Origin of the sequence: Kriegella aquimaris, from assembly GCF_900103215.1 — a bacterium.
Classification (GTDB): domain Bacteria; phylum Bacteroidota; class Bacteroidia; order Flavobacteriales; family Flavobacteriaceae; genus Kriegella; species Kriegella aquimaris.
In genome coordinates, this window is sequence record NZ_FNGV01000008.1 from 153,815 (window position 1) to 176,015 (window position 22,201).

At 41.9% G+C, this 22,201-nt stretch carries 17 protein-coding genes; 5 read left to right on the forward strand and 12 right to left on the reverse strand.

The window, feature by feature from the left end:
• Positions 1 to 99 precede the first annotated feature (99 nt).
• From ppk2 (BLS33_RS15915) to mfd, 6 genes are all read right to left on the reverse strand, one after another.
• Positions 100 to 873: a polyphosphate kinase 2 gene (gene ppk2 / locus BLS33_RS15915; protein WP_089891583.1), complete on the reverse strand. Its 774-nt coding sequence runs from the start codon at positions 871 to 873 to the stop codon at positions 100 to 102.
• A 48-nt stretch (positions 874 to 921) separates the two neighbouring features.
• Positions 922 to 1,770, reverse strand: coding sequence for a polyphosphate kinase 2 (gene ppk2 / locus BLS33_RS15920; protein ID WP_089891586.1), 849 nt, complete (start codon positions 1,768 to 1,770; stop codon positions 922 to 924).
• A gap of 167 nt (positions 1,771 to 1,937) precedes the next feature.
• Positions 1,938 to 2,387, reverse strand: coding sequence for a YybH family protein (locus tag BLS33_RS15925; RefSeq protein WP_089891589.1), 450 nt, complete (start codon positions 2,385 to 2,387; stop codon positions 1,938 to 1,940).
• A 42-nt stretch (positions 2,388 to 2,429) separates the two neighbouring features.
• Positions 2,430 to 3,716 (reverse strand): Gfo/Idh/MocA family protein, encoded by a 1,287-nt coding sequence (locus BLS33_RS15930; RefSeq protein WP_089891591.1) that lies wholly within the window; start codon positions 3,714 to 3,716, stop codon positions 2,430 to 2,432.
• Positions 3,717 to 3,831: 115 nt separating this feature from the next.
• The gene (locus BLS33_RS15935) at positions 3,832 to 4,797 is read right to left on the reverse strand and encodes a DUF1593 domain-containing protein (RefSeq protein WP_089891594.1); all 966 of its coding nucleotides are present in this window, start codon (positions 4,795 to 4,797) and stop codon (positions 3,832 to 3,834) included.
• Between the two features lie 95 nt (positions 4,798 to 4,892).
• Positions 4,893 to 8,285 carry a transcription-repair coupling factor gene (gene mfd / locus BLS33_RS15940; protein ID WP_089891597.1) on the reverse strand — a complete coding sequence of 1,131 codons (3,393 nt, stop codon included), beginning with the start codon at positions 8,283 to 8,285 and terminating at the stop codon, positions 4,893 to 4,895.
• A gap of 232 nt (positions 8,286 to 8,517) precedes the next feature.
• Here mfd and BLS33_RS15945 point away from each other — a divergent pair, with 232 nt between their 5' ends.
• Entirely contained in the window at positions 8,518 to 9,867 is a 1,350-nt protein-coding gene (locus tag BLS33_RS15945; protein ID WP_089891899.1) for a dihydrolipoyl dehydrogenase family protein, read from the forward strand.
• Between the two features lie 55 nt (positions 9,868 to 9,922).
• Here BLS33_RS15945 and BLS33_RS15950 read toward each other — a convergent pair whose 3' ends face one another.
• The 5 genes from BLS33_RS15950 to BLS33_RS15970 all read right to left on the reverse strand — a co-directional run bounded on the left by BLS33_RS15950 (position 9,923) and on the right by BLS33_RS15970 (position 16,861).
• Positions 9,923 to 10,720: a hypothetical protein gene (locus tag BLS33_RS15950; RefSeq protein ID WP_089891600.1), complete on the reverse strand. Its 798-nt coding sequence runs from the start codon at positions 10,718 to 10,720 to the stop codon at positions 9,923 to 9,925.
• A 90-nt stretch (positions 10,721 to 10,810) separates the two neighbouring features.
• Positions 10,811 to 11,482, reverse strand: a complete 672-nt coding sequence (gene pdeM, locus BLS33_RS15955) for a ligase-associated DNA damage response endonuclease PdeM (RefSeq protein ID WP_089891603.1) — start codon at positions 11,480 to 11,482, stop codon at positions 10,811 to 10,813.
• Between the two features lie 57 nt (positions 11,483 to 11,539).
• Entirely contained in the window at positions 11,540 to 14,008 is a 2,469-nt protein-coding gene (locus BLS33_RS15960) for a ligase-associated DNA damage response DEXH box helicase (RefSeq protein ID WP_089891607.1), read from the reverse strand.
• 95 nt (positions 14,009 to 14,103) lie between these two features.
• Complete coding sequence (locus BLS33_RS15965; protein WP_089891610.1) at positions 14,104 to 15,777, reverse strand: ATP-dependent DNA ligase; 1,674 nt, start codon at positions 15,775 to 15,777, stop codon at positions 14,104 to 14,106.
• A gap of 55 nt (positions 15,778 to 15,832) precedes the next feature.
• Positions 15,833 to 16,861, reverse strand: coding sequence for a ligase-associated DNA damage response exonuclease (locus BLS33_RS15970; protein ID WP_089891613.1), 1,029 nt, complete (start codon positions 16,859 to 16,861; stop codon positions 15,833 to 15,835).
• Positions 16,862 to 16,962: 101 nt separating this feature from the next.
• Between BLS33_RS15970 and BLS33_RS15975 the strand changes: the two genes are divergently transcribed.
• Positions 16,963 to 17,385, forward strand: coding sequence for a TerB family tellurite resistance protein (locus BLS33_RS15975; protein ID WP_089891617.1), 423 nt, complete (start codon positions 16,963 to 16,965; stop codon positions 17,383 to 17,385).
• 20 nt (positions 17,386 to 17,405) lie between these two features.
• On the opposite strand, the gene fbp is transcribed toward BLS33_RS15975, so the two are convergent.
• Complete coding sequence (fbp, locus tag BLS33_RS15980) at positions 17,406 to 18,413, reverse strand: class 1 fructose-bisphosphatase (protein ID WP_089891620.1); 1,008 nt, start codon at positions 18,411 to 18,413, stop codon at positions 17,406 to 17,408.
• 113 nt (positions 18,414 to 18,526) lie between these two features.
• On the opposite strand from fbp, the gene BLS33_RS15985 reads away from it, so the two are divergent.
• From BLS33_RS15985 to BLS33_RS15995, 3 genes are all read left to right on the forward strand, one after another.
• Positions 18,527 to 19,006: a GNAT family N-acetyltransferase gene (locus tag BLS33_RS15985; protein ID WP_089891623.1), complete on the forward strand. Its 480-nt coding sequence runs from the start codon at positions 18,527 to 18,529 to the stop codon at positions 19,004 to 19,006.
• On the forward strand, positions 19,003 to 20,253 hold the full coding sequence (locus tag BLS33_RS15990) for an aspartate kinase (RefSeq protein ID WP_089891626.1): 1,251 nt from the start codon (positions 19,003 to 19,005) through the stop codon (positions 20,251 to 20,253). Before BLS33_RS15985 ends, BLS33_RS15990 begins: the two co-directional genes overlap by 4 nt.
• A gap of 86 nt (positions 20,254 to 20,339) precedes the next feature.
• On the forward strand, positions 20,340 to 22,154 hold the full coding sequence (locus BLS33_RS15995) for a GNAT family N-acyltransferase (RefSeq protein WP_089891629.1): 1,815 nt from the start codon (positions 20,340 to 20,342) through the stop codon (positions 22,152 to 22,154).
• The last annotated feature ends 47 nt before the right edge of the window (positions 22,155 to 22,201 follow it).

The following is a 22,201-nucleotide window of genomic DNA, read 5'->3' on the forward strand; positions in this document are numbered from 1 at the left end:
TGATGCTATCCGATTATTACAGGCACTTAATAAGAAACGCCTGTGGTCATATTTGAACGACCGTCCTTTTAGGGTGACCTAACTTACTTAATCCCGGATTTACTTATATGGAATCGTCTCAAGAACATGTGAAATAGCATTCAACCGAGCGCTTGATTTTTTGTCGGCGCTGATAATGGTCCACGGAGCATGTACCGTGTTCGTTTTTTCGAACATTTGCTCTTTAAACGTGCTATACTCATCCCATAATTCTTGTGCCCGCTCATCAACGGCCGTCATTTTCCAACGTTTTAAGGGGTCTTTTTTAATATCTTTAAAACGTTTGGCCTGTTCTTCTTTCGAGATGGAAAAGTAAAGTTTGATAAGGTGGATCCCCGACTGGATAACCATTTTTTCAAAATCGTTGACCTGCGACATAAAGATCTCATATTCGCTTTCGGTACAGAAGTTATTCACAGGCTCAACCACGGCCCGGTTGTACCAACTTCTGTCAAAAAATACAATCTCGCCCGGCTTTGGCAATTGGTAGATATATCTTTGAAAAAACCATTGTTTTCTTTCGTCGTCCGTCGGTATGTTCAAGGCGACAATTCTGTAATGCCTCGGATTAATGTACTGGGTGAACCTTCGTATGGCCCCGCCCTTTCCGGCGGAATCACGCCCCTCACAAAGAATGACAATCTTTTCGTCGTTCTCAATGGCCCAGGCCTGCAGTTTTATTAGCTCTTCTTGTCTTTTTTGTAGTTCGAGATAATATTCTACCTCCTCCAATGATTTGACAAGGTCGACCTTTTTGTTTTTTAAAAGTGCATGTAGGCCTAGCTTCGAGTTGAGCAGGGCGACTTCTTTGTTGTTTAATTCAGATTTGCTCATAAATTATTTCTTACGCTACCTCGAGACTAGTCGGATTTGATAAATTTTTTATTTGTCGATCTGAACAATACTTCTGTGGTACCGCATTACGATATTGGGATCGGGTAATAGGGAAACCTTTGATTCTCCTTTGTTTTTATAATCGAACTGCGATAGTACGTACCGCATACTTTCAAGTCGGGCCTGTTTCTTATCATTTGCTTTTACGATGACCCAGGGGCTAAAATTGGTATGTGTCTTACTGAACATCTCTTCCTTATGGTGCGTGTAGCTGTCCCATAATTCCTGTCCTCTCATATCTACAGGACTATATTTCCATCTTTTTAAAGGATTGTTCAATCGGTCTTTAAACCTCTTTTTTTGTTCGTTTTTAGATATGGAAAACCAAAATTTTATAAGTTTTAGATTATCCTCGTAAAGTAAATGTTCGTATTCGGGAACTTGAACTATGAATTTTTTATATTGTTCTTTGGAACAAAAGCCCATCACAGGTTCTACAACCGCCCTATTGTACCAGCTTCTGTCGAAAAAGGCAATTTCACCAGCATTGGGCAACACTTTTATATAGCGTCGAAAATACCATTGACCCTGTTCTACATCGGTAGGTTTGGTCAATGCAACAACCTTTGATGTTCGGGGATTTAGGTGCTCTTTAAATCGTTTTATCGAACCTCCTTTTCCTGATGCATCCCTTCCTTCGAATAGTACGGCAACTCGTAATTTTTGCTGCACTATCCAATTTTGGAGGTTGACCATTTCGGCCTGCAATCTGGCAAGTTCTTCCTCGTAACTTATTTTTTTTAAGGTCTTGGCTATCGGAATTTTATTTTTTTTCGCAATCGCGATTAAATCACCACGGGTTTTTGCTTCCAACAAATGATGAGGTTCAAAATTCATAGGCTATTCATTTTTTGCCCCTTGTTGGAACGACGTTAGTTTCGATTAAGCTCAAATTTATGGTGTCATAATGAATATTCAAAACCCTTGCAGGATATTATACCATTATCCACATCAATTCTATATGGGTATGAACCTCCCTTAAAACTTTTGGAAGTCGCTTGCGGTTACTCCTTTGGCAGCATATTGCGAATGGCGGTTATTTTCCAACGGCCTTCCTCGTAGGCAACAATAAAAGTGCTCCACATTTTTCGAGTACTACCATCGGTATTTTGTATTTCATAACGCGCATCGACAATGGCCGTATCGGTGTTTAAAAATCGAATGTAATCAACGGTCAGGGTTCTGCTGCCCGGATTACTGTTCGAACTTCGCATCATTCCTTCTAAGGCTCCTTTTTTACCGCGACGCCATTCCCCTGTTGAAACCAATTGATCGATTTCGGTAGTTAGCAGCTGTTTTAGCGCTACGGTGTCTTTGGTTTCCCTGACTTGGGCATATTCGGCAATTAAAACGGTAATCGCTTTTTCTTGTTTAATTTGTGTTTTGGTTTCTTGGGCGTATGTACCCGTTAGTAGAAACATAGTACATAAGGCCCAAATCAGTTGTTTTTTCATGAGGGTGTATATTCTATCTATGAAAAAAATAGTGCCGTCTTTTTATACCAATCGCCATTTCTTTCGAGCCTTTCGTGATAACAGCTTGTTGGCCTCGGCATCACCGATAAACTTTTCTTTATCAGGGTTCCATTCGAGTTTTCTTCCCAATCGCCATGAAATCAAGCCCAAATGCATAGGCAATGTCATTTCTCGGGCATAGGCCAGATTTGATTCGGATTGAGTTCTCGACTTTACGGCATCAACGAAATTCTGCTGGTGGCCAGGCGACCGAATAATACTTTTTGGTACTTCTGGTATATCGGTGACGGTCTCTCCGTTGATGGTAATCTTACGGTTGTTGTAATCACAGATCAAAGTTCCTTTGTCTCCTTCAAAATAGGCGCCGATTTCCATTTCTTGGGCACCGGGAACTTTGGGTGGGTTGGTAGACCAATGTAAGTTTAGATCTTCGAATTCATAGTCAATCTCGATCCACTTGGGGGTATCGGAAATTCCCGCAGCTTCTTCACCTCTGGCGGCTATGCTTTTTAATCCCTTGGGTTCTAATGCCCAAAAGGCGACATCGGCGATATGGCACCAGAAATCGGCAAACATTCCTCCGGAATAGTCTAAAAAGTAGCGATAGGTAAAGTGACAGCGCTCGGGTACATAATCTACATAAGGTGCCGGTCCGAGCCACATGTCCCAATTCAAACCTTTTGGCACGGCCACACTTTTGGGGTGGCCCAAATCAGGTGAACCATCGTTTTTCCACAAACGAACGGTATGAACCTTTCCAATGGCACCTGCTTGAATGATTTCAACAACGCGGTGGTAGTTATCTGTAGCATGTATCTGCGTACCCAATTGAAAAATACGGTTGTGCTTCTGTTGGTTTTTGAGCATCATTTGCCCTTCCTTTACATCATACGAGAGCGGTTTTTCACCATACACATCTTTACCGGCCTGAAAAGCTAGCGTTGCAATCTGGGCGTGCCAGTGATCGGGAGTAGCACAGGTAATGGCATCTATATCATTTCGATCTAGAATATGTCTAAAATCGCCATAACCGTCCACCTTTTTGCCGGGCTGCAGCGTTTCCATTGTTTTTAAGCTGGATGCCAGATGTGCTTCATCGACATCACAAAGGGCTACCACATCGACTTCGGGTAGGCCTGCGAACCATGCCATGTGATTGTTGCCCATGCCTCCCACACCGATGTGGGCTACTCTTAAACGGTCACTAGGGGCAACTTTGCCGTACATTGAGGGCAATAAGGTAAGGCCTAAAGCACCGAGGCTACTTTGTTTTACGAATTCTCTACGAGAGTTGTGCTTTGATTTCATATAGGGTGGTTTGATTGAGCTAAATATAGGCAAAGCCAATCACAAAACCAATGGCCGTGCGCCGTAGCTAATTAATTTCAAATTCGTAAATGACCGACATTAAAATTGAGGAAGGCTAATTTAAAAGTACGCCTTGCCTTTTTTTCCAATCGTTTAGATAGTCGCGGCGCCATTTGTTAACAGTTTTTGCTCCGGGTTTGTCGCCCTCTTGATATTCGGGTTGTTGTAGGTCTGTAAAGTAATTTGGGCCATGGCCCGTTTTTTGAAAGCGACCTCCCCAACTTTCCGACTCTGGGTCTTCGGGATCTCCGTGGAGCAAATAAAGTACAGAAGGGGTGTCTCCCATTTTAATATCTTTCTTCTTTTGGTAAAAAAGATTTCCCAAGGCACCCCTTCCTTTTACGTTCGAAGTTACAAAGCTTTCGTTTCCGTAATCCATTTCATTATATCCGCCCATATACATGCCGCGAAAAGTAGTATTATTTTCTATAAACCAGAAATCGGGATGATCGTTGTAGACGTAGTTTCTAGCTAGGGGGTCTAGTTTTGTGTTCCACGACCCTATAAAGTACACCCTTATTTTCGATTTGATATCGGGCGCCGCCTGTAGTGCTTGGGCGATATCCGTAATCGAGCCCCATACAAGAACGTATAGTGGTCTTATATCGGGTTTGTGGGCTTCGTCGATAATCCGTTGCGCCCCTTCGCTAATGGCCGTGTCTGGCTTGTCGGTTTTTTGGGGATCTAAGGCGCCCTGTGAAGTAATCGATCTCAGGTAATCTGGTGAGGGATACTCGGTAGATCGCTCTTTTAATTTGGTATAATCGGTTTCATAAGCTTCGATAGCTTCTAAAATATGCTTTTTACGGCCACCATTTGGTGGAGAGGATACCAAACCGACAATGTCCAATGTGTCGGCATAGAGCAAAAGGTGTACCATAGACTGAAAGTCGTCGGGATCACTTCCACCGATATCCGTAGAAATAAGTACACGCGGTTTTGATGGTGTTTCAGTACATGAAATAAACAGGGCGAAAATTGATGATAATAAGAAAATTGAAATTGTTTTGACGGGTAGCATGGTCGAAGTGTTAGTAAAGTGATTGAAAAATCATCCTCCTAAAATATATAAAATCGAAGTTATAACCATGCTGTAGTTCGAAAGTAAATTAAGAACTATGAAACCTCGGCCATTTGTTGTTCAAAAGGTGCCATGGCCTTCAGTGCTTTGTCGACCGAAGTAATGCGTTCAAAGACCAATAATAATCGCAGTCCGTTTCGCGTCTGTTTTTCCTTTACCTTACAGAGTTGGGGCTGGCTTTGAACAAACCGCATTACTTTCATAAAACCGGGACTTTGGTAGAATGGCGATTGTTGATCCGAGATGAAGTAGCCAATGAGCTTTCCTTTTTTCATAACGACTTTTTCCAACCCTATACTGTTGGCAATCCATTTGATACGCACCGAGTTCAAGAGGTCTTCTACCTGCGAGGGAAGCTCTCCAAAACGGTCGATTAATTCTGCCTCGAATTTCTGTAACCCCTCTTCGTCTTTAACTTGATTCAGTTCGGTATAGAGGTTCAGGCGCTCGGTGATATTATTAATATAATCATCGGGGAAGAGCAACTCAAAATCAGAATCGATTTGCGTGTCTTTTACAAAGACTTTCTCGTGATGGCCTTCTACCTCTTCATACAGTTCCTTAAACTCATTTTCTTTAAGTTCGTCAATGGCCTCGGCCAAGATTTTCTGGTAGGCGTCGAAACCGATTTCATTGATAAAACCGCTTTGTTCTCCACCTAACAAATCACCGGCGCCCCTTATTTCAAGGTCTTTCATTGCAATATTGAAACCACTGCCGAGTTCGGTAAATTGCTCGAGTGCCTGAATACGTTTTTGTGCCTCGCTCGTCATCATATGAAAAGGGGGCGTAATAAAATAACAAAAGGCTTTTTTGTTGCTTCGACCTACTCGGCCCCGCATTTGGTGGAGGTCGCTCAACCCGAAGTTATTGGCATTATTGATAAAAATCGTATTCGCGTTGGTAACATCCAGACCACTTTCTACAATGGTGGTGGAAACCAACACGTCGAATTCCCCATTGATAAAGGCCAGCATTAGAGTTTCCAGTTTTTTACCTTCCATTTGGCCGTGTCCGATTCCTATTTTGGCATCGGGCACCAAACGTTGCAACATGCCGGCCACTTCTTTGATGTTTTCGATTCGGTTATGAATGAAAAACACCTGTCCGCCCCGTTGAATTTCATATTGTACGGCATCACGAATGGTTTCCTCGGAAAAACGAATGACTTCACTTTCTATCGGATAGCGGTTCGGTGGTGGAGTATTGATGACCGACAAGTCCCGTGCCGCCATCAAGCTGAACTGCAGCGTTCGTGGTATAGGCGTTGCTGTAAGGGTCAAAACATCAACGTTTTGTTTTATTGATTTGAGCTTGTCTTTGACGGAAACTCCGAATTTCTGTTCTTCGTCGACAATCAACAACCCTAAATCTTTAAACTGCACATTTTTATTGACCAGCTGGTGGGTGCCGATGATAATATCGACCTTTCCGGAAGCCAAATTTTCTAGCGTTTCCTTTTTTTCCTTGGGCGTTCGAAAACGATTTAAGTAATCGACCGTTATGGGCATATCACTGAGCCGCTCGGCAAAAGTGCGTTGGTGTTGAAAGGCTAAAATAGTAGTAGGAACGAGAACGGCTACCTGCTTGCCATTGTCAACCGCCTTAAAAGCTGCTCGAATTGCCACTTCGGTCTTTCCAAAACCCACATCACCACAGACCAAACGGTCCATGGGGCGCTCACTTTGCATATCTTTTTTAATATCTTCAGTGGCCTTGGTCTGGTCGGGGGTATCTTCATAAATAAACGAAGCTTCCAATTCATATTGCAGGTAACTGTCAGGGTCGTACTGGAACCCTTTTTGTAACCGTCGCTTGGCATAAACTTTTATAAGGTCGAAAGCTATTTTCTTTACCCTTGTTTTCGTTTTCTGCTTTAATTTCTTCCAGGCGGCAGAACCTAATTTATAAATTTTTGGCGGGGCGCCATCTTTTCCATTGAACTTTGAAATCTTATGTAGCGAATGAATGCTAACATAGAGAATGTCGCGCTCGCCGTACATCAGTTTAATGGCTTCCTGTTTTTTGCCTTCGACATCAATTTTTTGAAGTCCACCGAACTTTCCGATACCATGATCGATATGGGTCACATAATCACCGATTTCAAGTTTGTTGAGGTCTTTGAGCGTAATTGCCTGTTTTTTTGCGTATCCGTTTTTAAGGTGGAATTTATGGTAGCGCTCAAAAATCTGGTGGTCTGTGTAACAAACGAGCTTAAGATCATCGGAAATAAACCCTTGATATAATGGAAAAACCAGTGTTTTATAATGCACATCGTGACCAACTTCGTCAAAAATATCATGAAACCGTTTGGCTTGCTGTTCAGACGCGCAAAATATATAATTCGAATAACCGGCTTTATGGTTGTTGTTGAGGTCGTCGATCAACAAATCGAATTTTTTGTTGAAAGCCGGTTGGGGTTTGGTGTTGAAAACTATTACCGGTGCCGCTGTGGCGTCACCTGTTGGGTGCAGCACAGTCGAAGCCGCACCTAATTCTACAGCTGAGAATTGCTGTAACTGACTTCGAAGTAGTTTGGAGTTTACAAACAGTTCTTCCGGTTTGGCATGTTTTATTTCTGACGAAAGTTTGGTAAATGCTTCTTCGGCCTTTTGAAAGAATGAATCTAGCCGATCATAAATTAGGTCGGTGTTTTTTCCGAAGACTACCGTGTTTTCTGGTATGTATTTGAGGAAGCTTTCACGAGACTCATTTGAAAACTTGTTCTCTACATTGGGGATGATGGTAATTTTAGTGACCTTATTGGTCGAAAGTTGCGTTTCTACATCAAAAGTACGGATGCTATCGACTTCGTCGCCAAAAAACTCAAGGCGGTAGGGCTCATCATGTGAAAATGAGAATACATCGACAATACCCCCACGAACCGAAAATTCACCGGGTTCCGTAACAAAATCGACACGTTTGAACTGGTATTCGAAAAGTACCTCGTTTAGAAAATCGAGCGAAATAGAATCGTCTAACTTTATTTTCAGGGTATTCTTGTCGAGTTCTTTTCTTGTAACTACTTTTTCAAAAAGGGTATCGGGATAGGTGACAATAACCGCGGGTTTTTTTCGAGAATTGATACGGTTCAAAACTTCTGCCCGAAGCAAGACATTGGCATTGTCGGTCTCCTCAATTTGGTAGGGCCGACGGTAACTTCCGGGGTAGAAGAGCACGTCTTTTTCCCCAATCATTTGTTCCAGGTCGTTTAAGTAGTAGGCCGCTTCTTCTTTATCATCGAAAACCAATAAAAAAGGAACTTCTGAATTCAAAAAGACATCCGAAAGTACAAAGGATAATGAAGAACCCGTGAGTCCTTTTAATACGATGCTTTTATCAAGATCGGCATTTTGGGCAATAGCGTCCCTCAGTTTCCGTGTCTGTGGAGACTGTTCGAACAGTTGTTGAATTGTAGCTGGGGTCAACCGTTAATTTTTAATGAAACCCTATGGTCTGATTATATCCATATCGAATAGGTCAAACCTTATGGTCGAATTAACCCTGTTGCTATGAGGGTTATTTCAATTTTTGAACTGCAAAGATAGGAATATGTGCTTAACTGACAGCGTTCATAATTTTAGAATATGGGTTAATCTTTGGTATTTAAAATTTGGATATTGTGACAGCGGGAATCACATCTCTAGAAATACAAAAATTATGAAAATAGAGGAATTCGATGTATTTGTTATTGGTAGCGGAACCGCAGGGCAGACTGTTGCTGAAGCATGTATCAAGGGTGGACTTACTGTGGCCATGGCCGATTATCGCGAGTTTGGGGGTACTTGTGCCAATAGGGGCTGTGATCCGAAAAAAGTGCTCTTGGCAGGAACTGAAGTTCTGGAAATGGCCGGACACCTTGAAGAAAAGAAAGTAGTAACACTACCTCGCCTCAACTGGAAAAAACTGCAAAAATTTAAAAAAGGGTTTACGAACGCGGTTCCTGTGAAGACGGAAGACAAACTTTCAAAGCTGGGTGTAAAACTATATCATCAATCGCCCCATTTTCTTGATGAAAATACACTGTCCGTAGAAGGTAAAACGGTGAAGGCCCATAAAATTGTGATTGCCACAGGCTATACACCACGCGAATTACCTTTTAAAGGGGCCGAACATTTAAAGACCAGTGATGATTTCCTTAATTTAAAGAAAATGCCAAAGAGGTTGACGTTCATCGGCGCCGGTTATGTGGGTATGGAATTTGCTCATATGGCTGCCAGAGCGGGGGCCAAGGTGACGGTAATCGATACTGGTAATCGACCATTGGCCGATTTTGATACGGATTTAGTGGATGAATTGACCGAATATTCAAAACTAATGGGCATAGATTTCATATTTAATGCCACTGTCAATGCGGTGAAAAAATCAAAAAAGAAATACCAGTTGAATTATGAAAAGAATGGGAAATCGGAGCGTATTTCGACTAAGTTAATTTTTAATACTGCAGGGCGCGTACCTGCATTGGCTGAGTTGGGACTTGAAAAAGGGAATGTCGCGTTCGATGAAAATGGAGTGAAAGTGAATACATACCTACAAAGTACATCCAACCAAAATGTATACGCTTGTGGTGATGTTTCGAATCATTCTGTACCACTGACACCTTTATCGGGGCGAGAAGGGTATGTTGTTTCTCATAATATTATAGCGGGAAATACAAAAAAAATCGATGTGCCCGTGGTGCCTTCCGCAGTTTTTACATTGCCTAATCTTGCATCCGTAGGCTATTCGGAAAAACAAGTTAAGGAACGTTATAAAAATGTGGTCATTAAAAAAGAATCGGCTTCCGATTGGTTCAATGCCAAACGTCTCAATAGTCCAATATATTCCTATAAAATTTTAATAAACGAACGTACCGATAAAATAATTGGAGCACACCTCTTGGGACCTTATGCCGCAGAGACCATAAATTTATTTGCTATGGCCATAAATAATGGAATGACCACAAATGATATACAACGAACAATCTTTACCTATCCTTCCTGGGGCAACGATATGAAGAGTATGGTTTGAATTTTGAAATGATGGCAAGAGGTATTTTTTGTTATTTACCATTGAGAATAGTTTGTTATTCTTTTATCCGTTCCATCAATTTGGACATTGGGTTGGTCTTCCGATTTTGATAGCCATGTATGCCGATTGCGGCCAATAGGATAAAACTACAGAACAATGCCGAATAGGCTATCGTGTCAAGTGAACCGTTGTGTCGCACAAAAATTGCTAATAGGGACCAAATGCCTACAGCGGCAAATTCTCGCATATTTCTGTAAACAATCATGGCAATATTGATTGCTGTGGCTGCGATTATCATGACAATCGTCCAATGCTCTTCTGAAAGAAAAGCACCATCCCAACCCATTTTGGTTAAATAAAGGGAGATGTTGGCGATCGTGGCAACGGTAATCCAACCACTGTAAAGGCAAATCGGCCACCAAACAAATGCGATGATTTCGATTGGGGCATCCCAGCGTTCCATGTTGGTATTGAGAACGATTTTTAGGAGTGAAAACAGAATGCCTAGCATAATTAAAACCGACAGAGCGGTATAATCATAAACAAAAGCAATAACCCAGCTACAGTTCAAAATATTGGCTATAACAAACCAATAGCCCGTCTGTTCAATAAACGTACTTTCTTTTTGACTAAAAAAAGCACGGCGTACCTGAAAAATGGCGTATGCCAATAGGCTCAAGAATATAAGGCCCCAAATAGCAAAAGCGTAACTAGCGAGAGTAAAAAGGTTAACATATTTAGCACTGATTTCACCAATGGTTAAATCATTCAGGCGAACGGATTGTGAGATATAATTGACTCCGATTACCAAGATTACTGATAAAAGGTTGAAGATGGCGAGTTTTTTTTTCATGTTGCGCGTTGGCTATTTGGTGGAGTTATCCATACCAATGTAGTCTTTTTAAGAGACAAAAATTAACTGAAATAGCCTAAAAATGCGCTGTTATGAAAAATGTCTTCCGCGATTTGGTATGCTCAATTCTATTTTAAACACGGCGTCTTCGGTTATGGCGTAAACCTCATTGTCGTGTTTAGGTTCAAGAATGTGACTGCCGGTAAAAGTGCCGAAAGCTGGCAATATCATTTGATTCGTACTTTTAAAAAAGCATGGTAACCGGAGTGATTGCCGACCTTCGCCCCGTAACCGAATGGCCGGATGTATGTGCCCCGAAAAATTGAAATAACCATCGCGTTCCTCAGGATGGTGCGTCAATAAAAATTCATCGGAAATCATTTCAGAGAGCACATCAATACCCAAATTTTCATATTTCAGGGGAGATATGATGTCGTGATTGCCAGCCACCAAAATGACTTTCGAGATAACGGTGGCCATCCATTGCTCGAAAAGTTTCCACTCGCTATTAAGAGAAGAATGAAATAAATCGCCTAAAAATACGACCTCTTCGGGTGAGAAGAAGTTGATGGCTTCGTCCATTAGTTCAAAATTTCTTGTAATCGCATTCCACGGTACCGCAGCCCCGAACTTTCGAAAATGCGAGACTTTACCAAGATGCACATCACTAATTAAGAGCATTGATTTTTCTTCCCAAAAAAGGGTGCCCGAAGGGTGAAAAATAATGGTTTGATTTCGAATTAGAGTAGATTGGGTGTTCATGCCATGCGAAATTAGCAAAAAGTCCCGTGGTTACCGTTGAAAATTATAAACGTACGGCTATCTTCTTTTCATCAGCATAGCGGTCATGCGTTTGATGCGATCGGCCAGTTTTTCACTGCTGAGTTTTTCCCGCAATCTATCCGTGATAATGGGAAAAGAAAAGGGTGTCGGTTTTTTGCAAGCCTTCCAAACAATTTCTTGGATAGCGATGCGCTCCAAGGCCAGACGTAAACGACCTTCTTCCAATTGATGTTCAAAGGTCTCGGTAAACGCTTGTTGAAACAGCAGGTTGTCTGGCTCGTAATCTCGAAATACATCGAACAACAGTTGTGAATTACTCTGAAGGTGTTTCATTTTTATTCCCTTATTAGGGTATCCGGTAAAGACCAGGCCGCTGATAACTGCAATATCCCTAAATTTTCTACGGGCCATTTCAGTGGAGTTTAGACTCTTTTGCAGATCTTCTAAAAGATAATCTTTGCTAAATAGATTGTTGTCGATGACTTGTTGTATATCGATTTCTTTATCGGAAAGTAGTTCGAATCCGTAATCATTAAAAGCCAGCGAGAAGGTGATTGGAAAGAGCAGACTAATTCGGTACCCCAGCAAACTACCCATAGCTTCGTGCACAAACCGACCTTCAAACGGATAAAAAATATGATGGTACCCATCTCGGGTTTTGAAGGTTTCTATTAAAAATTCTTGAGAATTGGGCACAATACTTTCTATGCGTTGGCGGTCAAACAAAGGGGAAAGCGATCTTATTTCTACCGATTGGTTTTTTTTGTCCAATCCCGCGGAATACAGTTCATTTCGCAGCAATTCCGACATTTGCGCCGAAAGTGTCAGTCGTCCGCCCATCCAACTAGGAACTTTATTGGTTTTTTTGGATGAATTTCGCACGTGTACCTGCATGTCTTTGATACGGATGAATTCCAAATTACGCCCCGCAAAGGTAAAGACATCCCCTTGGGTCATTTTTGAAATAAATGATTCTTCGACCGAGCCGATATATCCACCTTTTTGATACCTTACGGTTAAATTGGCATCACCTACGATTGTGCCAATTTGAAAGCGGTGTCGCATGGCCACTCCTCTGTTATTGACTTTAAATTTGCCATCTTCCTCGATTTCTACCTTTTTATATTCGTCGTAGGTCTGAAGGCTCTGGCTGCCTAAAACCAAAAAATTTAAGAGCCATTGCCATTGGTCTTTTGACATGGCTTGATAACAAAAGGTTTGTTGAATTTCAGGGAAAATTTCATCAGGATAGAATCCGTCGGAAACTGCCAAGGTAGTAAGGTATTGTAACAAAACATCGAAACTATTCAAATAGGGTATGCGGTCTTCTACCGCTAGTTGTTTTACAGCTTGCTGTAAGGCCGATGCCTCGACCAATTCGAGCGCGTGCGTGGGCAGAAAATAAATGACGCTTTCCTTGCCAGGTCTGTGACCACTTCGGCCAGCACGTTGCAGAAATCGGGCAACGCCCTTAGGTCCTCCTATTTGTACTACTGTCTCAACAGGTGCAAAGTCGACTCCGAGGTCAAGGCTCGAGGTGCAAACCACCGCCTTCAGGCTTTCATTGCGTATAGCCTGTTCTACCCAAAGCCGCGTCTCTTTATTGATGCTGCCATGATGCATCGCCATCTCTCCGGCGTATTCAGGATGCTTTTCAAGAATTTTTTGAAACCATATTTCACACTGGCTACGTGTATTGGTAAATAATAGGGTGGTTTTGCTGTTATTGATAATAGGTATTACTTCTTCAAGCAAACGTAGGCCCAAATGGCCCCGCCAAGGGAAAGTTTCCATTTCTTTCGGAATGATACTTTTGACCGTAATTTTTTTATTCAGTTTAGCCTTGATCATCACCGAATTTTCCAAGGCGTTTGAATTTGGCCCGAGCAGCACCTGTCGTGCCTGATCCAGATTTCCTATGGTAGCCGAAATACCCCAGATACGGAGGTTTTTGGCCACACTCCTTAAACGAGACAGACCCAGTTCCATTTGAACGCCTCTTTTTGTGCCTAAAAGTTCGTGCCATTCATCGACGACTATGGCCGTACAGTCTTTAAAAATGCGATCATACCCTTTGGTAGCGAGCAGTAGTTGCAAGCTTTCTGGGGTAGTAATCAAGAGGTCGGGCATCAGTTTTTTCTGTTGTGCTCTTTCTTTAGTGCTGGTATCTCCGGTGCGTATGCCCACTGTCATTTGTGTTCCTAAATCTTCGGTTATTCGCTCTGCGGATTGTTTTATTTCTAGGGATAGCGCACGTAGAGGGGTAATCCAAATAGCTTTTAATCCTTTTTTATGCTTGGTGCGGTACTCCGGATTTTTTTTGATGTAGTGGAGTACGATAGGAAACCAAAGCGCATAAGTCTTCCCGCTACCCGTGGGTGCGTTCAGTAATCCATGTTTCCCTTGTAAAAAGGCTTGCCATGTCTTTTTTTGAAACGGAAAAGGTTTCCAGTCTTGTTGCTGAAACCAATTTTCGGCGATATGGTACAGTTCGTCCCTGGTCATGACTTACAAACGAAGTGAATGTTTAGGCCAAAGCAATAGCCCATCTTTTTTGGGGGTCATTGTTTTTGGAATATAATAGTTTTGCGAGACCAATATCATTCTATAATATTTTTGGAGCTGTCTTTGGTTTCTATAGCTTTAGGAGTTTCGGCAAGTATTAATTCCTTTAAATCTTGTATCGCATTGGCATCCTCTATTTTTTTATCATGCCGCCATCTCAAAATTCTCGGAAAGCGCGTGGCCACTCCGCTTTTGTGGCGTTTAGACAATGCAATGCCTTCAAAGGCAATTTCGAAAACATGATGGGGCTTTACACTACGTACCGGACCGAAACGTTCGAGGGTGTTCTTTTTTATCCAGGCATCGACCTTTCGGAATTCGGCATCGGTCAACCCGGAATAGGCCTTGGCGAAAGTGACCAACTCTTTTTTACCTTCCTCATTTTCTTGCCATAAGGCGAAGGTGTAGTCGGTGAAAAGATTGCTACGGCGACCATGACCGCGCATGGCATAAGTGAGTACGGCGTCGATGGTGAGAGGGTCAACTTTCCATTTCCACCAATCCCCTTTCTTTCGGCCAACTAAATACGGAGAATCTTTTCGCTTGAGCATTAAGCCTTCACTGCGTGCCTCGCGGGAACGTTCCCGCTCTCGGGTCAAATCATTCCAGGTCGTGAAATGCATGGTTTCAGAAAGATGCAGGGGAATCTGATTTTCAAGATTGCTTTTAGCAGTATGAATTTCACGATATAGTGCGGTCAGTAACTTTCTGCGTTCGGAAAAGGGTTTGTTCCGAATATCTACGCCTTCCCATTCCAGTAAATCGTATGCTTTTAAAATGACCGGGACTTTCTCTAAAAGAGATTTAGAAACCGTTTTTCTTCCAATGCGTTTTTGAAGATCATTGAAGGTGCCGATTTGATTTTTGGGATAGGGCAGTATTTCTCCATCGATGACCGTTCCATTGGGAATAATACCCACAAATTTTTCAAACTCAGGATATTTGTCCGTGACCAATTCCTCTCCACGGCTCCATACAAATAATTCGTTGTTTCTAAGAATGACCTGGGAACGAATTCCGTCCCATTTATGTTCGGCTGACCATTGTGAAACATCACCTAAATCTTCCACATCGTTTTCTATGGCATAAGCCAAATAGAACGGATAAGGTTTTGATAGGTAATCACTTTTATTTTCTTCCAGAATCAATTTCTGAAACGAAATCGTGTTGGGATCCCAATTGCCCATTAACTTATATGCGAGCACATCTTCATCTAAACCTGTCGCCTTTGCCAAGGCCCGGGTCATTAGCTTTTGGCTGACCCCAATTCGAAATGAGCCCGTAATCAATTTGGTGAAGACGAAACGGCCATAATAATCAAGTGCGTTCCAGTTTTCAAAAAGATAGGCTTTCTTTTCAGTGTCCGTTTTGCTTTTTAAGGCGATCATCTCTTTCAAAAATTGAGTAAGGCTTTTTTTAGAGGATGACGCTGTTGACGGAACGACCAAGGCAATGGTTTCGGCCAAGTCGCCAACGATATGATAACTTTCTTCAAACAGCCACAACGGAATATTCGCCAATTCGGAGGCCCACGCCCGCAATAGCGTCGTATTTACGGGGCGTGGTGGACGCCGATGGGAGAGAATGGCGATGGTCCATACCTTATCGGCATCATTTGCCACTTTTAAGTAATCGGCCAGTGCCGTCACCTTCACCGTAGTTTTGTTGGTGCTGTCGAGGGTTTTTATGAGTGCTGCGAATGTTTTCATTTCATATGTATTGCTGACAAAACAGAACATAGGTGAGTTCTGAGGCGCAATTTTTTCAGTTTGTTGACGTGATTTCTTCTTTAGTCGAATTTAATTCTGCCAGTTCCCCTTCGTACTGGGTTTCCTCGGTACGAGCATCATAGCCTTGTTCGCGTAGGTAACGTGAAAATATATCGCTGTAGCCATGGGTACAAATAATTTTTTCGGCACTGGTGGCCGTAATGCTTTCGATCAACCCCTGCCAATCACAATGGTCACTCAGTACAAAACCTTTGTCAATGGCACGCCTTCGTCTGGCGCCCCGAAAGGTCATCCAGCCGCTGGCCGAGGCCGTTTCGTAAGGCACCATTTTTCGAATCCAAGAGCTACCGTGGGCACTGGGCGGCGCCAATACGATGTTTCCGAGGAGTGCTTCTTTTTTTGTTTCTGGGGTGATACGTGATGTTTCGGGAAAATCGACCAAAGGGCGTAATACTTCCGTCATATTTTCGATAGCCCCATGAGTGTATATTTTTCCGATATCGGTATCTAAATATTTCAATAACCGTTGTGCCTTTCCCAAGCTGTATCCGAAGAGAACGGATGTTTTTCCTTCTGACCGATTCTGTGCCCACCATTCATTGATGGCCGAAAAGACTTCATCTTGAGGTACCCATTTAAAAGCAGGCAATCCGAAAGTACATTCGGTAATAAAAGTGTGGCATTTTAGAGGTTCGAATGGGGTAGAGATGCCGTCGTTCTCTGTTTTATAATCGCCGGTAAATACCCAAACCTCCCCTTTGTATTCGACTCGAACTTGGGAAGATCCTATGATATGACCGGCCGGGTGCAATGAAAACTGAACGCCATTAATGGTAAAGGTTTCGCCCCATTCCCTTCCGCTTACTTCGATTTCGCCAAGGCGATGTGTTATGATAGGAACATTTCGGTGATGGGTGATATACCGATTATTGCCCCAGCGACTATGATCGGCATGGCCATGGGTAATTATAGCGTTGTCTACAGGTTTCCAAGGATCAAGATAAACTTTGGCCGCACTGCAATAAATACCTTTATTCGTGAATGCAAGAAGTGGTTTTTCCATAGCTTTGTGAAAATACGAATTTGATTAGAAAACAAAGTTTTGGAGATTATAAAATATGACCTCTAAAAAAATTATATTTGCCCCCAATAAAATTGTGATATATGTCTTTCGTTGATTTATACGGTAATAGTGAACATAGAAGAAATTTGGCGCATTTTGCCGCAATAGCCACTTTGGCCTCGACCGATGGGTCGATAAACGAGCAAGAGCAGGCTGTCTTGGATCAATTTGCCCGCAAGTTGGATATTACCGAAGAAGAGTATGAAGAAGTAATGGATCCCGCAAAAAAGTTTCCTATAGACCCACCGGTAAATTCGGAGAAAAGGCTTGAGCGGCTGTACGATCTGTTCAAAATAATTTTTGCAGACAACCATATTGACGACGATGAAATGGCATTGCTGCGTAAATATGCAACCGGACTTGGATTCTCTGGTGAAACTGCAGACAAGATTATCAAAAGATCTGTACAGGTCTTTAGCGGTCGTATCGATTTTGATGATTATATATACCTTCTAAAACAATAGTGCCTCTTTTTAGGTGACTATCAATGGTATTTTTCTAGAAATTCTTGAAGTTTTGCAACCATATTTCGACTTCCGCAAAAAAACGGAATTCGCTGATGTAGTTCGGTAGGCTGTATATCTAATACCCTAGTGCGGCCACCTATAGCCAATCCGTTGGCTTGTTCGGCCAAAAACGCAATTGGGTTGCATTCGTATAAAAGTCTGAGTTTCCCTTGTTCGGTAACACTGCTCTTGGGATACATATATATGCCACCCTTAATCATATTTCTGTGAAAATCAGAAACCAGCGAACCAATATATCGCGAGGTATAAGGTCGATCACCTTCTTCTTGCTGACAATATTTGATGTAGTCTTTTACCCCTTGATGAAAATGTATGTAATTGCCCTCGTTCACTGAGTATATTTTTCCATCTACGGGAAATTCCATATTCGGGTGTGAAAGGTAGAATGTGCCAATGGCGGGGTTCAGGGTGAATCCATTTACTCCGTGGCCCGTAGTATAAACGAGCATCGTAGAGGTGCCGTATACAATATATCCAGCAGCGACTTGGTCTCTGCCCGGCTGTAAAAAGTCTTCCAAAGTAACTGGTGTACCGATGGGAGTGACCCTGCGGTAGATAGAAAAAATGGTGCCTACCGACACGTTTACATCGATGTTCGATGAGCCATCTAGAGGATCAATGAGTACCACATATTTATTTTGGTGGTTTTTGTCATTGCTATTGATGCTGATAAAATCATCCTCTTCTTCTGAGGCAATGCCACAAACAATCTCCCTGTTGCTAAGCGTTTGAATGAACTTTTCATTCGCGAGCACATCGAGTTTTTGTTGATCCTCTCCTTGAATGTTTGTGTCGCCAGCGGCTCCTAATACATCGACCAGTCCCGCTTTGTTCACTTCATGGTTCACTACTTTAGCGGCTAACCGCAGTGCATTGATCAATTTTGAGAGTTCGCCTGAAGAATATTGGAACTCTGATTGATTCTCGATGATAAACTCGCCTAGGGTCTTGTGTTTTTGCTGCATAAAGGGTGGACTGTTTAGATGACCACAAATATCGGGTATTTTGTGAAACTAAGGTAGTTGTGGATATATTTCCTTTTTTAAATTTATAACTTTGTGTTTTATTTGTAACAAATATGAAGTTTGCAATTCGCGAAGCCGTAGCTAATGATATGCCAGAAGTACTGGAACTTATTAAAGAATTGGCTGTTTTTGAAAAAGAAGATAATGCCGTAGAGGTCTCGGCAGAAGATTTAATACGAGATGGTTTTGGACCAACGAAGTTATTCCATTGTTTTGTTGCCGAGTCGGAAGATGAGCTTGTAGGTATGGCCTTGGTCTACCCAAGGTATTCTACATGGAAAGGTGCGGTTATTCATTTAGAGGATTTAATCGTTACCGAGGCCATGCGAGGTTCAGGACTTGGGACTGCTTTATTGACCGAAGTGGTACGTTACGGTCACGCGCTTGGAGTGAAACGTATATGTTGGGAGGTTTTAGATTGGAATGAACCGGCAATTTCTTTTTATGAAAGTAAAGGTGCCAAAGTGATGCGCGATTGGGATGTTGTACAATTGGATGAATTAGGGATACAAAATTTTATAAACAGTATATGAAGGTTTTTAAATTTGGAGGGGCATCGGTAAAAGATGCCGATGGCGTAAAAAATTTGGTCAGTGTCTTAGAACTGACAGGGCATGAGAATACCATATTAGTAGTCTCTGCCATGGGCAAAACGACCAATGCCATGGAGGCCGTAGTCAAAGCCTATTTTGATGATAAGGTGAATCTGGCCTCGGTCGTTCAAGAGGTAATCGATTATCACGGCGGCATTCTATCAGATCTTTTTGATAATGACCAACATCCGATTTTTAAACGGATCAAACTATTGTTTGATGAGGTTCAAGGTTTTTTGACCTGGAATAAATCACCGAATTACAATTTTGTGTACGATCAAGTGGTCGGTTACGGAGAATTGGTCTCTACTACGATTATTAGTGCTTATCTGAACGAGATCGGTATTGTGAATAATTGGGTAGATGTACGAAATCTGATAAAAACCAATGATAGTTATAGGGATACTGCCGTTAATTGGGAAAAGACACAAAAAAATGTTGTTGATCAAGTGGATCGGAAGATTTTGAATATAACCCAAGGATTTTTGGGTAGTGACGACAACAATTTTACCACAACATTGGGTAGGGAAGGTTCCGATTATACCGCAGCTATATTAGCGTATTGCCTTAATGCCGATTCAGTGACCATTTGGAAAGATGTTCCCGGTGTCTTGAACGCAGACCCTAGGTATTTTAAAGAAACCCAATTACTAAATAAAATATCATATCGAGAGGCGATTGAGTTAGCGTTTTATGGGGCGTCGGTTATTCATCCCAAGACCTTGCAGCCACTGCAGCGCAAAGAAATTCCATTACATGTAAAATCTTTTATAAGTCCTAAAGATCCTGGTACCACCGTTGGAAAAGGAGTCGGTATAGAACCAGAAGTGCCTTGTTTTATATTGAAGAAAAATCAGGTTCTGATGAAACTTTCGTCTTTGGATTTTTCCTTCATTGTTGAAAGCAGTATTAGTGAGCTGTTCCTGCTTTTTCATGAACATAAAATGAAGGTAGATCTTATACAGAATTCGGCCATTAGCTTTTCGGTTTGCGTCGATAATCGGTTCGGTAGGCTTGACGAGCTTTTGAATATTTTAAAAAGTCGATTTAAGGTAGTGTGCCACGAAGGAGTGTCTTTATACACCATACGCCATTTTAATGCCGAAGCCATAGCTTCCTTACAGAACGGACACGAAGTATTACTGGAACAAAGAGGAAAAGAAACTTTGCAGCTAGTGGTGAAATAATATATCCAAGGCTCTTATCTTTTGTTAAAATAGGAGGGCAGTCTTGTGTTTTTTCTATCTTTAGCTTTTCCTAAAAAGCTATATTTATGGGGTTAGTGACCGCAAAAGAAGTGGCCAAAGCGATTAATGTTGATAGGTTCGGGTTTCTCGGTAACCTTATTGCTTGGTCTCTCATGAAGGTTACGAGATTATCGAGTATCAACTCGTTTTATGACTCCATAAAACACCTCAATGGTACAGAATATGCCGATGCCATTCTGAAACATTACGAAATCGATTTTGAGATTCCCGAAGAAGATTTTAAGAGATTGCCAAAGGAAGGTGCGTATATTACCATTTCGAATCATCCACTGGGCGGCATAGACGGTATTCTGCTTTTGAGGTTGATGGCCGAACAAAGACCCGATTATAAAATAATGGCTAATTTCCTATTGCAGCGAATGGTGCCTATCGATCCCTATATTATTCCTGTCAATCCGTTCGAGAACCATAAAAATGTTAAAAGTAGTATCTCTGGATTCAAAAGTGCATTACAGCATCTTAAGGATGGCCATCCTTTAGGTATTTTTCCTGCAGGGGAAGTATCGACTTTCAAAGACGGGAAACTAATTGTCGATAGGCCCTGGGAAGAGGCCGCATTGAAATTGATACGCAAGGCCAAAGTGCCGGTAGTTCCTATATATTTCCACGCCAAGAATAGCAAACTCTTCTATCGTTTGGCTAAGATGAACGATGTATTCCGCACGGCCAAAATACCCTCGGAAGTATACAGTCAGCGAAACAGACCGATCAAGGTTCGCATAGGTCAGCCTATATCGGTGAACATGCAAGATGAGCAAGAGACTTTAGAAGAGTATACCGCCCTGCTACGCAGAAAGACGTATATTCTTTCCAATGCATACGAGAAAGAGCGACTTATCGACCAGATTCCCTCCTCTTTAAAAATTCCTAAAGCTCCGCGAAAAATTGCAACGGCAGTTCGCACCGAGGTCATTCAGGGTGAAATCGAAAAACTGACCGAGAAAGATAGAAGACTGTTGCAAAGTAAGAATTATGAGGTTTTTCTTGCCCCGGCAAATGAAATGCCATTTACACTAAAGGAAATCGGAAGGCAACGCGAAGTTACCTTTCGGGCCATTGGGGAAGGAACCAATAATTCGATTGATCTTGACGAATTCGACAATTACTATCATCACATGTTTTTATGGGATAATCAAGAGAAAGTGATTGTGGGCGCCTATCGCATGGGTTTTGGTTCGGAAATTTTTGCAAAATATGGTATTGATGGATTCTATCTACAAGACCTCTTTCGATTCGAGCCTGAACTTTTCGGAATGATGCAGCAATCGATAGAGATGGGTAGGGCCTATATCGTAAAAGAGTATCAGCAAAAGCCCATGCCATTGTTTTTACTTTGGAAAGGCATAGTACATACCACCTTACGCCACCCCGAACACAAGTATTTAATAGGTGGGGTAAGTATAAGCAATCAATTTTCGAACTTTTCAAAATCGTTGATGATCGAGTTTATGAAGAGTAACTATTGGGACCCCTATGTTGCCCAATATGTAAGACCGAAAAAAGAATTTAAAGTAAAATTAAAGGATGCCGACAAAGAGTTCGTTTTCGATGAAACCCAAGCCGACCTCAATAAATTCGATAGACTAATCGATGAAGTAGAGCCGGGCAACCTTCGCCTGCCAGTCTTGATAAAAAAGTATATCAAGCAAAATGCAAAAGTTGTGGCGTTTAATGTTGATCCGTTGTTCAATAATTCCGTAGACGGACTGATGTATATTAAGATTGCCGATTTGCCCGAAAGTACCGTAAAACCGGTTATGGAAGAATTTCAGGCCGAATTGGAACGAAAGTTTACCGAAGCCTTCCAAAACGGAAATTAGGTTGGTGTAACGATATTAACTCGTTCTAGTGCTGGTTGGATAGAACT